General features: G+C 39.9%; 13 protein-coding genes. 10 read left to right on the top strand and 3 right to left on the bottom strand.

The window, feature by feature from the left end; genetic code table 11:
- Nucleotides 1-208: 208 nt before the first annotated feature.
- The 8 genes from serC to pyrF all read left to right on the top strand — a co-directional run bounded on the left by serC (nt 209) and on the right by pyrF (nt 7814).
- Nucleotides 209-1291, top strand: a complete 1083-nt coding sequence (gene serC / locus HUZ36_RS00805; protein WP_176031763.1) for a 3-phosphoserine/phosphohydroxythreonine transaminase — start codon at nt 209-211, stop codon at nt 1289-1291.
- Nucleotides 1291-2571, top strand: a complete 1281-nt coding sequence (gene aroA, locus HUZ36_RS00800; protein ID WP_176031762.1) for a 3-phosphoshikimate 1-carboxyvinyltransferase — start codon at nt 1291-1293, stop codon at nt 2569-2571. The genes serC and aroA overlap by 1 nt, the downstream gene beginning before the upstream one ends.
- Before the next feature lie 249 nt (nt 2572-2820).
- Nucleotides 2821-3537 carry a (d)CMP kinase gene (gene cmk, locus HUZ36_RS00795; protein ID WP_128730591.1) on the top strand — a complete coding sequence of 239 codons (717 nt, stop codon included), beginning with the start codon at nt 2821-2823 and terminating at the stop codon, nt 3535-3537.
- A 97-nt stretch (nt 3538-3634) separates the two neighbouring features.
- Nucleotides 3635-5302, top strand: a complete 1668-nt coding sequence (gene rpsA / locus HUZ36_RS00790; RefSeq protein ID WP_125253920.1) for a 30S ribosomal protein S1 — start codon at nt 3635-3637, stop codon at nt 5300-5302.
- A 62-nt stretch (nt 5303-5364) separates the two neighbouring features.
- Nucleotides 5365-5655, top strand: a complete 291-nt coding sequence (ihfB, locus tag HUZ36_RS00785) for an integration host factor subunit beta (RefSeq protein WP_010377033.1) — start codon at nt 5365-5367, stop codon at nt 5653-5655.
- A gap of 17 nt (nt 5656-5672) precedes the next feature.
- Nucleotides 5673-5936, top strand: coding sequence for a lipopolysaccharide assembly protein LapA domain-containing protein (locus HUZ36_RS00780; RefSeq protein WP_125253921.1), 264 nt, complete (start codon nt 5673-5675; stop codon nt 5934-5936).
- A gap of 2 nt (nt 5937-5938) precedes the next feature.
- Nucleotides 5939-7075, top strand: a complete 1137-nt coding sequence (locus HUZ36_RS00775) for a lipopolysaccharide assembly protein LapB (RefSeq protein ID WP_147390633.1) — start codon at nt 5939-5941, stop codon at nt 7073-7075.
- A 28-nt stretch (nt 7076-7103) separates the two neighbouring features.
- Complete coding sequence (gene pyrF / locus HUZ36_RS00770; RefSeq protein ID WP_125253923.1) at nt 7104-7814, top strand: orotidine-5'-phosphate decarboxylase; 711 nt, start codon at nt 7104-7106, stop codon at nt 7812-7814.
- Nucleotides 7815-7870: 56 nt separating this feature from the next.
- Here the strand turns inward: pyrF and HUZ36_RS00765 are convergent, their stop codons facing one another.
- The 3 genes from HUZ36_RS00765 to HUZ36_RS00755 all read right to left on the bottom strand — a co-directional run bounded on the left by HUZ36_RS00765 (nt 7871) and on the right by HUZ36_RS00755 (nt 11141).
- A complete protein-coding gene (locus HUZ36_RS00765) occupies nt 7871-8674 on the bottom strand; it encodes a hypothetical protein (RefSeq protein WP_176031761.1) in 804 nt (267 codons plus the stop codon).
- On the bottom strand, nt 8674-10473 hold the full coding sequence (locus tag HUZ36_RS00760) for a motility associated factor glycosyltransferase family protein (RefSeq protein ID WP_176031760.1): 1800 nt from the start codon (nt 10471-10473) through the stop codon (nt 8674-8676). Before HUZ36_RS00760 ends, HUZ36_RS00765 begins: the two co-directional genes overlap by 1 nt.
- A 356-nt stretch (nt 10474-10829) precedes the next feature.
- A complete protein-coding gene (locus HUZ36_RS00755) occupies nt 10830-11141 on the bottom strand; it encodes a hypothetical protein (protein ID WP_176031759.1) in 312 nt (103 codons plus the stop codon).
- Nucleotides 11142-11238: 97 nt separating this feature from the next.
- On the opposite strand from HUZ36_RS00755, the gene HUZ36_RS00750 reads away from it, so the two are divergent.
- Nucleotides 11239-13275: a bifunctional 2',3'-cyclic-nucleotide 2'-phosphodiesterase/3'-nucleotidase gene (locus HUZ36_RS00750; protein ID WP_176031758.1), complete on the top strand. Its 2037-nt coding sequence runs from the start codon at nt 11239-11241 to the stop codon at nt 13273-13275.
- Between the two features lie 417 nt (nt 13276-13692).
- Nucleotides 13693-14730 (top strand): efflux RND transporter periplasmic adaptor subunit, encoded by a 1038-nt coding sequence (locus tag HUZ36_RS00745; RefSeq protein WP_176031757.1) that lies wholly within the window; start codon nt 13693-13695, stop codon nt 14728-14730.
- The last annotated feature ends 1 nt before the right edge of the window (nt 14731 follow it).

The following is a 14731-nucleotide window of genomic DNA, read 5'->3' as shown; positions in this document are numbered from 1 at the left end:
ATCTTTAATATAAAAAGCGACTTCGGTCGCTTTTTTTCTTTATGTCAGTTTTTTCAATCTCCCCCTCTATGACAATAGCTCGAACCCTGATAAATTAAGGCTACGAACTATCCGGCTTTTGCTTGGGCAACTCACTGTTCATTCAAAAAATATGATAACAATTCATCGATAATTTGGATGGGCTAGTTTATTAGGAATGAGGAAAAATATGACGGTTTATAATTTTTGCGCGGGTCCTGCGATGTTACCTGTTGAAGTGATGAAAAAAGCGCAAAAAGAGTTTTTAGATTGGCAAAATTTAGGCGTATCAGTGATGGAAGTCAGCCATCGCTCTGCGCCTTATTTGGAGATGGCGAAGCAGTGCGAGGCCAGCCTACGTCGTTTAATGAACATCTCTGATGAGTTTGAAGTGTTATTTATGCACGGTGGCGGCCGTGGTCACTTTTCAGCAGTACCATTGAATTTGCATGTGGATGGTTTGCCTGGCGTGTATGTTGAAAATGGTATTTGGTCAACCGGCGCGACAAAAGAGGGCGCGAAGTTTACTCAAACACACGCAGTTAATATCCGAGCCGACGAAAATGGTCAGTTTGACATTTTGCCTGTATCTAAGTGGAAATTACCGGAGGAAGCGTCATTTATTCATTATTGCCCAAATGAAACTATAGACGGCATCGAAATATTTGAAGTACCTAAGCATCCTACAGCACCAATTGTTGCTGATATGTCCTCCAACATCCTTTCACGCGAAATCAATGTGGATGATTTTGATTTGATTTACGCAGGTGCGCAGAAAAACATTGGCCCTTCAGGATTAAGTATTGCAATTGTTCGTAAAACATTACTAAAACGAGAGGGCTTGCCTAGGCCTGCGATTCTTGACTACGCTATTGAAGCTGAACAGCAAAGTATGTACAACACACCCCCTACATTTGCTTGGTATCTTGCCTTTGAAGTATTCAAGCACTTAGAAAGTATCGGTGGCGTGAAAGCAATGGAAGCGCATAATACAGCGAAAGCTGCTGTACTTTACGATTACATTGATAGCTCAGATTTCTACTCAAACAAAGTGGCTAAACATTGCCGTTCGCTAATGAATGTACCATTTTGGCTAAATGATGAAAGTCTCAACGACAAATTTTTAGCTGAAGCTGAGCAAAACGGCTTAATAGCGCTAGAGGGCCATCGTTTTGTAGGTGGCATGCGTGCAAGTATTTATAATGCAATGCCAATTGAAGGGATTAAAGCCTTAGTTGCATTTATGGACAAGTTTGCCAAGGAGAATGGTTGATGGAACAGTTAACGCTTAAGCCTATAACCAAAGTTAGTGGCAGTGTCACGTTACCTGGTTCAAAAAGCCTATCAAACCGTATTTTGTTGCTAGCAGCTTTGTGCGAAGGCACAACAAAAGTAACAAATTTATTAGATAGTGATGATATTCGCCATATGCTAGGGGCGTTATCTCAACTTGGTGTTGCTGTAACGCTTGAAGAAAACAACACTGTCGCGATAGTAAAGGGTAACGGTGGCAACTTTTCTACGCCTACTGCCCCTCTATTTTTAGGCAATGCTGGTACGGCGTATCGGCCATTAACTGCTGTGCTTGCTGCTATATCTGGTGATTATGAACTGATTGGTGAGCCGCGAATGGAAGAGCGCCCAATTGGCCATCTTGTTGATGCCATGCAAACGCTTGGTGCAGATATTCAATATCTCAAAAACAAAGATTATCCACCGCTAAAGATTGTCGGTAAGCAACTTAGCGGTGGTGAAGTTGAAATTGATGGCAGTATTTCAAGTCAATTTCTAACAGCACTGCTGATGGCAGCGCCACTTTTCAGTGGCGATACTAAGATCAGGATTAAAGGTGAACTTGTATCTAAGCCTTATATTGATATTACCATTGGCGTGATGGCTCACTTTGGGGTTCATGTAGAAAACCACGATTATCAGTACTTTGTTGTGAAGGCCGGTCAGCAGTATCGGTCTCCAGGTACACTCATGGTTGAAGGAGATGCGTCGTCGGCGTCCTATTTTATTGCTGCAGCAGCCATTGCAGGGGGGGAAATTGAGATCAATGGAGTGGGTAAACAAAGTGTGCAAGGGGACATTGGTTTTGCCAAAGTGATGGAACAGGTTGGTGCGCATATCGAGTGGTATGATGAACGTATTGTGGTTCGTAAAGGCCAGTTAAATGGTGTAGACATTGATGCCAATGCAATCCCTGATGCGGCAATGACACTTGCAACGGTAGCGTTATTTGCCAGTGGTAAAACGGCGATTCGAAATATTTACAACTGGCGTGTCAAAGAAACTGATAGGTTGGCTGCAATGGCGACTGAACTAAAAAAGGTTGGTGCGCACGTAGTTGAAGGGCATGATTATATCGAAGTGACTCCTCCTGTTAATTTTAACTTTACAGATGTGGACACATATAACGATCATCGTATCGCGATGTGTTTCTCTATGGTTGCGGTAGGAGGGCAATCTATCACTATTAACGACCCTAAATGTACAGCCAAGACTTTTCCCACTTATTTTTCAGTACTAGAAAGTATTAGCCAGTACTGAGATCTACCTTGATGCCGAGTCTCTTCGGCATCAACTTTCAGTTTACCTCAGCTAAAAAGTAACTTGTTCTAACAATTATTTGTATAAATTTGATGGTTGGTTTTATGCCAAAAGCTTATGTCTTACGGTATTTAATGGCACTAATAATTTGACATATAACAAAAAATGACAGGTAAATAAGGATATATTCAGCAAATTGACGTATACTGTGCGCCGTCAAATTCAGGTGAGCATTTTTAGGAGGTCTAAATGCAGGCAGCTATGCCAGTTATCACCGTAGACGGCCCAAGTGGTTCAGGCAAAGGAACTGTTTGTCGCTTGTTAGCTGAAACATTAAATTGGGAAGTGTTGGACAGTGGTGCGATTTATCGCGTACTTTCTTTGGCTGCACTACACCACCAAATTGCTACAGACAACGAAGAGGGGTTAGTCCCACTCGCTGCCAATTTGGATGTACAATTTTCAATAGATAAAGAAACTAAAAAAAGCAAAATTGTACTTGAAGGTGAAGACGTCACAAACACCATTCGCAATGAAGAAGTTGGTGCGGCAGCATCAAAAATTGCGGCACTTCCTCGCGTGAGAGAAGCTTTACTGCGTCGTCAACGTGCTTTTAGAAGCGAAGTAGGTTTGATAGCAGATGGACGTGATATGGGAACGGTAGTGTTCCCTGACGCAGAGCTCAAAATTTATTTAACGGCAAGCGCAGAAGAACGTGCTCGTAGACGATTTGTTGAGTTGAATGAAAAAGGCCATGATGTTACACTAAGTGGTCTGTTGGAAGACATTAAAGCTCGCGATGATCGCGATATGAATCGCAAGGTTGCCCCATTAGTGCCTGCCAGTGATGCTATTGTTGTTGACACAACAGAGCATAACGCTGAGCAAGTGTTCGAACAGGTTATGTCTTTTATCCAAGACGCCATTGTGGCAGGTAAGCTTCCTAAAAGTTGCTTGCCGAAGTAGTTTTTTAATGACACAGGCAGGAAGCTAGTGTTTATTTAACAACCCCATGCAGCATGGTTGCTAATTGGTAATTTAACTTTATAGAGACGTATTTAGTATGTCAGAAAATTTTGCGCAGTTATTTGAAGAAAGCCTACAGGGTTTTGAAGTTGAGCAAGGCTCAATCGTTAAAGGTACAGTAATCGCTATCGAGAACAACGTTGTTCTTGTTGACGCTGGCCTTAAGTCTGAAAGTGCAATCCCTGCAGAGCAATTCAAAAATGCTGCTGGTGAACTAGAAGTTGCAGTAGGCGACGAAGTAGACGTAGCACTAGATGCAATCGAAGACGGTTTCGGTGAGACTATCCTTTCTCGTGAAAAAGCTAAGCGTCACGAAGCTTGGATCCGTCTTGAGAAAGCTTGTGAAGAGCAAGAGACTGTTACTGGTGTTATCAACGGTAAAGTTAAAGGCGGTTTCACAGTTGAAGTTGATTCAATCCGTGCATTCCTACCTGGTTCACTTGTTGATGTACGTCCAGTTCGCGACACCGCTCACCTTGAAGGTAAAGAGCTAGAGTTCAAAGTAATCAAGCTAGACCAAAAACGCAACAACGTTGTTGTTTCACGTCGTGCTGTTATCGAGTCTGAAAACTCTCAAGAGCGTGAAGAACTACTTCAAAACCTTGTTGAAGGTCAAGAAGTTAAAGGTATCGTTAAGAACCTTACTGACTACGGTGCATTCGTAGACTTAGGTGGTGTTGACGGTCTTCTACACATCACTGACATGGCTTGGAAGCGTGTTAAGCACCCTTCAGAGATCGTGAACGTAGGTGACGAAATCAACGTTAAAGTACTTAAGTTCGACAAAGAGAAGACTCGTGTTTCTCTAGGTCTTAAGCAACTTGGCGAAGATCCATGGGCTGCTATCGCTGGTCGTTACCCAGAAGGTGCAAAGCTTACTGGTCGCGTAACTAACCTAACTGACTACGGCTGTTTCGTTGAAATCGAAGAAGGCGTTGAAGGTCTAGTACACGTTTCAGAAATGGACTGGACTAACAAGAACATCCACCCTTCAAAAGTAGTTTCACTAGGTGATACTGTTGAAGTTATGGTTCTTGAAATTGACGAAGAGCGTCGTCGTATTTCTCTAGGTCTTAAGCAGTGTAAAGCTAACCCTTGGCAAGAATTTGCTCGTCTTAACAATAAAGGCGACCAAGTTTCTGGTAAGATCAAGTCAATCACTGACTTTGGTATCTTCATCGGTCTTGACGGTGGTATTGACGGTCTTGTACACCTATCTGACATCTCTTGGAATACTCCAGGCGAAGAAGCTGTACGTGAGTACAAGAAAGGTGACGAAATCACAGCTATCGTTTTACAAGTTGACCCAGAGCGTGAGCGTATCTCTCTAGGCGTTAAGCAAATCGATGCTGATCCATTCACTAACTACCTAGACGCCAACAAAAAAGGTGCTATTGTTAAAGGTAAAGTGACTGAAGTTGACGCTAAAGGCGCAACTGTAGAGCTAGGTGAAGGCGTTGAAGGTTACATCCGTGTAGCTGACATCGCACAGGAGCGTGTTGAAGACGCAACTGCTGCTGTTTCTGAAGGTGACGAAATCGAAGCTAAATTTGTAGGTGTTGATCGTAAGAATCGTACTATCAGCCTATCAGTTAAAGCTATCTTCGAAGCTGAAGAAAAAGAAGCTCTAGAGAAGCTTAAGAAAGAAGAGCCTGCGTTCGAAAACGCAATGGCTGCAGCTTTCAAAAATGCTCAAAAAGACTAATTAATAAGTCTTTACACTAGGAAGGGCGCTTAGCCCTTCCTTATACCCTTAAAGGAAACATTATGACAAAGTCTGAATTGATAGAACAACTTGCACTGCAGCACGCTCATGTTCCTGTTAAAGATGTAGAAAATGCGGTAAAAGAAATCCTTGAACAAATGGCTGGCTCATTATCAGACTCGGAACGCATAGAGATCCGCGGTTTTGGTAGTTTCTCGCTTCATTTCCGTTCACCTCGTACTGGTCGTAATCCTAAGACTGGCGAAACAGTTGAATTAGACGGTAAATATGTCCCGCACTTTAAGCCAGGCAAAGAACTGCGCGATAGAGTAAACGAAAGCTTAAATAATTAAGTCTAACGGAGCAAAACTTGGTTGCAGTATTGAAAAAGGGATTAGCTGTTGTTGCCATACTGATTGCATTTTTAGTTGGAACACAAAATCCACAAGTAGTTGGTGTCAATTTTGTAATTGCAAGTGCAGAGTTACCACTCGCAACCTTAATGAGCATTTGTTTAGCGTTTGGAATAATGATTGGCTTATTGGTAACCGCACCGGTTTTATCTAAGCTTAAATGGCAGAACCATCGCCTAAAAAAAAGTAATAGTAAGCTTAGCCAAGCAACCGAACGCTAGTCATGATCGAGCTGCTGTTTTTATTACTACCTGTGGCCGCTGCATACGGTTATGTTATGGGTAAAAATAGTGCTAAAAATCAAGCTCTAGAACAAAGCAGGCAGATCACCTCAGAATATAGTAAAGGCCTGAAGTTCCTATTAGATAGAGAGGAAGATCAAGGTCTTGAACATCTTACCAAACTTTTAGAAGTCTCTGCAGATTCAGTAGATCATTATCTTACCCTTGCATCTTTATTTAGGAAGCGAGGAGAGCTAGATAGAGCAATCAAAATTCATGAACTGTTACTTAAACAGCCAAATCTTGATGAAGAAGTTGTTAAATCATGCCGTTTAGAACTTGCTCAAGATTACATATTGGCAGGTTTATTAGATAGTGCCGAGGAGCACTTAGTTATTCTAGTAAAATTGGGTTTTAAAGAGGCGCTTGATCCGATTTTAAACCTCTACTCTCAAACTAGAGACTGGCGTAAAGGAATGCATATGTATGAGGCGCATTCTGAGTTATTCAAAAAAAATTCCCATTGTGCAACGATTGCAAATTTTTACTGTGAAGCTGCCGTTCTCGAAAATAATCCAAGCTTATTTGAAAAGGCGACCTCTCTAGCCCATGAAACGGTTAGACCTCTTTATGAAATGGGAAAAGATGCGTATAAACACGATGACTATGTTAAGTGTATATATTATTGGCGTAAACTTGTAAGTCAGTTTGTATTTATGGCTCCTCTAGTGTTAGAAGAGCTTGAATCTTGTTATGTTAAATTAAACATTCACGAACAGTTCTTTGAGTTGATATCTGAGTTATTAGAGAAAGGTGGGGTATTGATTAGAATAAAGTTTTGCCAAGGTATGGTAAGACAAGGGAAAATCTCAGAGGCCGTAGAGTTTCTAACTGATAGTTTAAAGCGTGAACCATCAATTAGAGGCTTTAGTTATTTGCTACAACTTTTAAGTGGTAAAGATGCTAAAATTGATCACGTATTGCAAGAAATTGATAAACTGGTTAAGTCTTATATTGCGACTAAACCAAATTATCAATGTGGTCATTGTGGGTTTACAAGCCATACGATGTATTGGTTATGTCCCTCATGTAAACACTGGGAGTCTCTTGCTCCAAGCCGTGGATTAGACGGTTATTAAATTTTTGATTTGGCCAAATAGGGTAACTATGTCGACACAAGATTTTAAAAAGGTTTTGATTGCGCTTGATTATAATAATGAAGACGCTGCATTATCATTTGTTTCTCAACTTTCACCTGACGAATGCCGATTGAAAGTGGGTAAAGAAATGTTTACCTATTTTGGCCCACAGTTTGTAAAAAAACTTGTAGACATGGACTTTGATGTATTCTTGGACCTAAAGTTTCACGATATTCCCAATACAGTCGCAAAAGCAGTAGCAGCTGCTGCTGAGCTAGGGGTATGGATGGTGAATGTTCATGCAAGTGGTGGTCATGAAATGATGTCAAAGGCGAAAGAAGCCTTAACAGTTTACGGTGATAAAGCACCGCTACTTATTGCCGTTACAGTCTTAACCAGTATGGATCAGGGTCAATTGCTTAAACTTGGAATTGAAAAGACTCCGCAAGAGCAAGTGCTGTATTTAGCAAAACTTGCAAAGGAGTCAGGTCTTGATGGAGTCGTTTGTTCTGCACAAGAGGCAGAATTGTTGAAACGCGAACTTGGTGAAGAGTTTAAGCTTATTACACCAGGGATCCGACCAGCAGGAACTGATGCTGGCGATCAAAAGCGAATTATGACACCACAAAAAGCTGTGCAAGCTGGTAGTGACTATCTTGTTATCGGTCGTCCTATCACACAAGCTAAAGATCCTGCAGCAGCACTAAAAGCGGTTAACGATAGTATTGTAGCCTCATAAAAAAATACTGTTATATAACGAAGAAAAAGCCAACGCTCCATGAGCGTTGGCTTTTTTTATTGTCCTAGTTTTAAGTCACAGCCATAAGCATAGTAATAATCTTCTGAGAGATATTGTGCATATACTCTCGTCTTATTATTTTTATTGATGTACCAGTCACCCATAAAGGTATAATTTGGATCTTCGCTTGTCTTAAAGATGAACTTCTCTAATTTATGAGCATCGGTAGCGCCAATCTTCAAAGTTAAAATATTTTTCTTAACTTTATAATTGCCTCTAGCAATAAAGTCTGCACCCCTATCAATCTCTGTTTGTTCTGTCGCCCTAGCTATAACTAAGTTTTTATTTGTTCTGACACAAATATCATAAAGAGGGGATCTAAACCCATATTGCTCATATTCAACGTGTAATACGCCTTTTGTTATTTCAGTACTAGAATATGGGAACGTTGAGCTACCAGTTGAATCGCCAGTACCAAATGAATCACCAGTACCAAATGAATCACCAGTACCAAATGAATCGCCAGTACCAAATGAATCGCCAGTACCAAATGAATCGCCAGTACCAAATGAATCGCCCGTACCAAATGAATCACCAGTACCAAATGAGTCGCCTGCACCAAATGAGTCGCCTGCACCAAATGAGTCGCCTGCACCAAATGAGTCACCTGCACCAAATGAGTCGCCTGCACCAAATGAGTCGCCTGTGCTAAATATATCGGCGCTATATTCAGAACCTAGTTGATATGCAGCGCTATGCTGCGCGGTTTCTCTGATATTGTCTGCAGCAGAGGCCACTGATTGAGTTGTGTTTACTAAGATGACTGAGAGAGGTAGAACTGCAAAGATGTTGAATTTCATTATCTATCCTTATTTAAATTTATAATTTCTAACTTTATTTGTGTGATAGCTTTTACAAGCTGTTCCTTTATTTCTCTTATATATATATCCTCACTATTTTTTGATATGTGATTTGTGTGGTTTTGTATTGAAAACAAAATATATTTAAGACTTCCTGATAGAAGGATCATTGCTGCTCTATCATAGGTATTTTCCTCTAACTCTCTGATAGTTTTTGAAAGTCCGTTAACAACCTCCCCATAGCTAAAAGAAGATAATATTTTCCTATTTAGGCTGTTAATAACTTCAACTATAGATGAGACATTTTTATTTATAGCTTTACGAGTTGAATTGACAGTTTTAAATGTAGATATTGTATGTAAAAGGTATTCATTATTGTATTCAGCGACGTCACATGGAAACTTCTGAGTAGGTAACGTACCATCTATTTTTGCACCATTGCTTATATTATAAATTTTTACCTTTGGGTTTACTCTAAATAATGATTCTAATGATTTCTTTGACTCATTAAATATTCTTGTCGTAAGTACTTTATCGGTATTATTTCCTTTTACATAAAAGCTACCTTTAAATTTGGATTTACTTAGGCGGTCACTTTCATTGTAGTATTGAGAATGTATACTATGATGTTCTTTTTCATCAATAAACCCGTAGTCACATCCAGACAATATAATTTTCTCAACTCCCATGTAGATTAACGCTGCGGCAGCTGCATTTGTTACCGTTGGGTTACAGTGATACAAAAGATCGACATTATTGCTTAGCTTTATTATTTCTGATGCTGAATCGTTAGCTTTGAAAAAAACAAGTTTATTTTTAAATAAAGATAATGTTTTTGGTGAAACAGTGTTTAATGTCAGCAAAACTGTATTTTTTAATGCCGGATCACTTAGATAACGCTCTTTCAACGTGTGATTACTTTCAGTTCTTTCCATTTCTACATGTATATGCGGAGTGATATTATTTTTTAGTAAGCTAGCTAAAGAGGTACCACAGGAAACGATTAGGCCTTTAAAGCTTTTTATATCTTGGATGACTAAGTCTAATGATGGGCCGTTTCCAACAATTAATGCTGTTGTGTTAGAAAAGCAAGAGAAGTCTGATTTTTTAAATACTCTTAAACTATCATTATTTGCTAACGTGTGTCTTATACCTATGATTTCATCTTCAGCATATCCCCACATGCTCACAAGAGAGTTTCTCCACTCTGTGAATTTTTCATATATTTCATCAAATAGCTCGTTGTTGTAGTGTCGATACAAGCTAATGTCAGCAAGTATTCCACAATGCCGCTCGGTTAAGTACTGCTTTATCTGAAATAAAAATGATGAGTAGTTTTGACACTGTAGAACTTTTAAATTTCCTCCTCTTTTTATACATGTTTCGCGTAAAGAATTGAGGTTTATATTGTTATGTGCAATAGTTTCTAGCGCTTTGTTATTTTCTATAACAATTACATCTACGTAGTTTAACTTCTCAAGTAATAGTGGTACATGGTAGCCAGCACCCAATCCCAGCACTATTAAGGTACTTCTGTTGGGGATTGAATTTGCCCTAAAGCCAAGCTTTTGTGCCACATCATAAGCTTCGTTTATAAATTTCTGATGTGAAAACTGGGTGCTATTTCTGGAAAAGCTTAAAGAAAGGTGTGTGGGTTGTTTAAAAAATAACTCGACTTGCTGATTACATGCGGTTTTTGCATCGCCGCCATAAAACTTTGTCTCAATTTGCTGTAATGCGTTTTCATCAAGGCAGGAAGATACATTGAATTTGATATTACTATCTTCAGTGAATTCCATATACATTCTATTCCGTTTAAACTTTCAATTATGTTTTTATTTTATAATTTTATAATTTTATTGCTTTTATTTAAAGTATTCATATTACTATCCATAGCTGTTACCTTCCAAGCGACAGTGCAATTCATCAATTCCTGAAGAGTTGAGAAGGCTAACTTATCGACGCTTAGCCTGAAAGTTACAAACTATTTATCGAAATCTTATGGCATCAAGCTAATTAAATAAATTATATACACTCAAAGCTAGCGAATAACTCTAGCTTGCTTTTGCTACTACACAAGGTTGAAATAGAGTAAAACGATTATTCATTCACCTGCCCCAAATTAACATTAACTCAGTTTAGTGTGCAAATGTTGTCAGTTGGATAAATTGTCCAACAGCTTATAAATCTCTGTCATACAGAGGCTCTTTTCATCATCAACTAACAGGTTTAGTAACGTCATATTTGTTGCATTTAACTGCCACAAATTTTTAGCTTCTCTGACTTTTTTACCTCGTATAGTGACATCCGCCATGCAAAATGCAATGGCTTGATATTGATAGGCAATACTAATACCAATTTGACTTAATACTTGCTCAATTTGAAGGAGTAAATCTGACGCTAACCACGTTAAAAATTTCTTATTTAGAACAACTAAATAGCAAAATTTTTGCCTCGTTATCGACAAGATTTTCTGGCCTCAAAGTAGACCACTTAATTAAGAAAGTTGGTATAAAATTCACTTAAGCATACGTGAGTATGCAGATAACGCTAAGAAAGGACTTATGAATACAACACGACTCCCAATAGCACTGCTTTTAGGTGTGGCAAGTATAATAACTGCTTGCTCAGACTCTGATAATGACGTTGAAATAAATACACCTAAGGTAGCTGAGCTTCCCAAAGAGGGCACTTTGGTTTCTCTACGCTTATTAGAGACTACGGACCTACATGCAAACATGCTGAACTACAACTACTTTTCTGACAAGCAAGATGACAAAGTTGGACTAGTTAAAACCGCAGCTTTGATCCACCATGCTAGAAGCGAAGTGAAAAACGCCATGCTTGTTGATAATGGCGATTTAATCCAAGGCAGCCCACTTGGTGATTATATAGCTAAGATAAAAGACTTAAAGGAAGGTGACGTTCATCCTGTTTATAAAGCGATGAATACATTAGCGTATGACGTTGCAAATATTGGTAACCACGAATTTAATTTCGGCCTAGAGTTTTTGGAAGAGGCAATTAATGATGCCAATTTTCCTTATATTAGTGCCAATGTGTTTAAAGTTGATGGCGACGAAGACGAATCAAATGACGTCCCTTTTTTTACCCCTTACATTGTTAAAGAAAAACGGTTTCTTGATGAACTTGGTAAGGAGCAAGTGATTAACGTTGGGTTTATTGGGTTTGTGCCACCGCAAATTATGCAGTGGGATAAGGCCAACCTTGAAGGTAAGGTGATTGCCAAAGATATTATAAAAATGGCGGAACATTATATACCCAAAATGAAAGCTGAGGGTGCTGATATCATTGTTGCTATTCCACATTCAGGGTTAGATGTAAGCGCGGATAAACCAATGGCTGAGAATGCCTCTTATGCGCTATCGAAAGTTGAAGGTATTGATGCCATTATGTTCGGCCATGCACACGCTAATTTTCCCGGGTCTGGCTACGGCGATTTACAAGCTTATGGTATTGATAACGAAAAGGGTACGATTAATGGTGTTGCAGCGGTGATGCCGGGGTTTTGGGGAAATCATTTAGGTATAATTGACTTAGATGTTCGGTTTAATTCAGGAGAATGGGTTGTGGTCGATTCTCAGTCAATGCTCAGGTCAATTTACGAGACTGATGATAATCGTAATACTGTTTCTTTGGTAGAGAGCGATGCAACTATTGAAGCCGCGATTCGTCATGAGCATAATGAAACGCGGACTTGGGTCAATGAACCATTCGCAAAAATTACCAATACCGTTAATAGCTATTTCGCCTTGGTTAATGACGATCCATCTATTCAGATCGTTACTGATGCACAAGCATGGTATACCGCAAAAATCGTCCAAGGTACGGAGTTGGAAGGTCTGCCTATTCTCTCCGCTGGTGCACCATTTCGCGCAGGTCGAGGTGGGCCCGATGATTTCACCGCGATTCCTGCCGGAGACATTGCTTATCGTAACGTAGCTGATATGTATATTTATCCAAATGTGCTCAAAGTACTGAAGCTGTCGGGTGCTGAAGTTCGTGAATGGCTTGAAATGTCTGCTGGACAATTTAACCAGATCACAGCAAACACTGAGGGGGTTCAGGCGTTGATCAACCCCGATTTTCCTTCTTATAATTACGACGTGTTAGATGGCGTAACTTATCAGATTGATGTGACCGAGCCTGCGCGTTACGCAGCAAATGGTGACAAGGTCTCTAACGGCAATCGGATCAAAGCACTTAAATATCAAGGCGAACTAGTAACAGATGAGCAAATTTTCTTAGTGGCAACAAATAACTATCGCGCTTCGGGCGGCGGTAACTTTCCAAACGTATCAGCTGATAAAATAGTGGTGGATTCACCAAATGAGAACCGTCAGGTCGTTGCAGATTATATTACGTATGTCAGTGAAAAAAATAGTGCAAAGGGTTTAGATCCATCCGCTGATATGAACTGGTCATTTTCTCCTGTGGTTGGCGCACATATTGAGTTTTTTAGCTCAGCGAGCACTGATGCAGAGTTATATAGCCAGCAGTTTATTCATATTCTCCCTACCGGAAAAACCAACGAAAATGGATTTGCGTTGTATCAGTTAGATTTAACACAACCACTATAACTTTTATAAAAGCCGCCGATTATCTTTTCTTCGGCGGCTTCGTTCACTATGAAATGAATAGATTGCCTGTTGCTTAAACACGTTTCCTAGCTCACTAGTCAGGGACTATCGTTCACAATCGATTTTTAACGCTCTTCGGGTCAGTTTCAACCAAGATATATACAATCAAACTTTGTCTATGCACAACTTTATATTTAAGAGATTATTGCTAGTCGCTTTTTGATTGCTACCTTTAACATCATATCAGCTGCCTTTTTATTCCATTTAACATGTTTGGATGGTAATGATTGCTATTTGTGTTAATGTGTCCTCGTTTTGGCAACTTTACGTATTGGACGGAACAGTTTGTCAATCTGCTTGTATTCTTCGAGTGTGAACTCAAAGGGTTATGGTCAAATAATTTTGGAACAATGTAATATGAAAAGCGTTTGCTTAATTTTATTCCTGTTGCCTTTCTATTTATTTGCTGATGCTGCCAATGTGGTAGTGGCAGAAGTGAAACAACAGAAACTTCAACGAACATTATCTTTAACAGGATCGATCAGCGCCGCCCAGCATGCTGAGGTATCAAGCTTAACGGATGGCGTGGTGACAACTATTTTAGCTGAAACCGGTGATATAGTTACTGCACAAACTGTCCTGCTAGGTTTAGATGCCGCATTGATAAACGCGGAGCTTAAAAGTTTAGAAGCGGCTCTAGAGCGAGCTCAAGTTGAACGAAATAACGCATTAAGGCTCGTAAACGAAGCCAAATCCTTATCAAAACAAAAATTGTTTGCACAAACAGAGCTTGCAGAGCGAAACACTAGACTGAAATTAGCAGAGGCCTCGTTATTAGAAGCGCGAGCAAATATTACATATCAACAAGAATTGTTAAATAGACACCAATTACGCGCACCTTTTTCCGGTGTTATTGCAAAACGTACGGTTGACTTAGGTGAGTGGGTAACCCGAGGCCAAACGGTCTTTGAATTGGTAAGCGAAGCAACACTTTGGCTTGATTTACAAGTACCTCAGGAGTATTTCCAACTGGTTAAAGTTGGCAGCGCAGTTAATTTCAATGTCGCTGGTGATACTTCTTTGGTACATCAAGCAAAAGTATTAGCTAAGCTTCCTGTGGTCGACCAAGCTAGCCGGACTTTTCTACTTAGACTGGTTGTAGCAACAGATAGCGGGCTGCGAGTCGGCGCTTCAGCGACAGCGCAACTGCCTCTGGTCGATGCACAACAAAGTGTCGTTATTCCAAATGATGCAGTACTGCGTCACCCTGATGGTGGCTTCAGCGTATTCGTTGTAGATAACGGTAAAGCAAAGCGCCAACACATAAAAGTAGGTAGTAGATTAAACGGATATATTGAAGTGACTTCAGGCTTGCAGGTTGGTGATCAAGTGGTAGTGGAAGGCAATGAGCTGTTACAAGCCGATCAGCTGTTAAATATCGTGCCGAGGCTATAGG

The organism is Pseudoalteromonas sp. McH1-7 (genome assembly GCF_013366255.1).
GTDB lineage: Bacteria > Pseudomonadota > Gammaproteobacteria > Enterobacterales > Alteromonadaceae > Pseudoalteromonas > Pseudoalteromonas peptidolytica.
The sequence above is the reverse complement of the archived record's forward strand: the minus strand, read 5'-3'. Positions and strand labels throughout refer to the sequence as shown.

Bases quoted from the DNA above. Each gene is read 5' to 3' on its own strand.
- serC (WP_176031763.1), top strand. From the start codon at position 209: ATGACGGTTTATAATTTTTGCGCGGGTCCTGCGATGTTACCTGTTGAA.
- aroA (WP_176031762.1), top strand. From the start codon at position 1,291: ATGGAACAGTTAACGCTTAAGCCTATAACCAAAGTTAGTGGCAGTGTC.
- cmk (WP_128730591.1), top strand. From the start codon at position 2,821: ATGCAGGCAGCTATGCCAGTTATCACCGTAGACGGCCCAAGTGGTTCA.
- rpsA (WP_125253920.1), top strand. From the start codon at position 3,635: ATGTCAGAAAATTTTGCGCAGTTATTTGAAGAAAGCCTACAGGGTTTT.
- ihfB (WP_010377033.1), top strand. From the start codon at position 5,365: ATGACAAAGTCTGAATTGATAGAACAACTTGCACTGCAGCACGCTCAT.
- HUZ36_RS00775 (WP_147390633.1), top strand. From the start codon at position 5,939: ATGATCGAGCTGCTGTTTTTATTACTACCTGTGGCCGCTGCATACGGT.
- pyrF (WP_125253923.1), top strand. From the start codon at position 7,104: ATGTCGACACAAGATTTTAAAAAGGTTTTGATTGCGCTTGATTATAAT.
- HUZ36_RS00765 (WP_176031761.1), bottom strand. From the start codon at position 8,674: ATGAAATTCAACATCTTTGCAGTTCTACCTCTCTCAGTCATCTTAGTA.
- HUZ36_RS00760 (WP_176031760.1), bottom strand. From the start codon at position 10,473: ATGGAATTCACTGAAGATAGTAATATCAAATTCAATGTATCTTCCTGC.
- HUZ36_RS00750 (WP_176031758.1), top strand. From the start codon at position 11,239: ATGAATACAACACGACTCCCAATAGCACTGCTTTTAGGTGTGGCAAGT.
- HUZ36_RS00745 (WP_176031757.1), top strand. From the start codon at position 13,693: ATGAAAAGCGTTTGCTTAATTTTATTCCTGTTGCCTTTCTATTTATTT.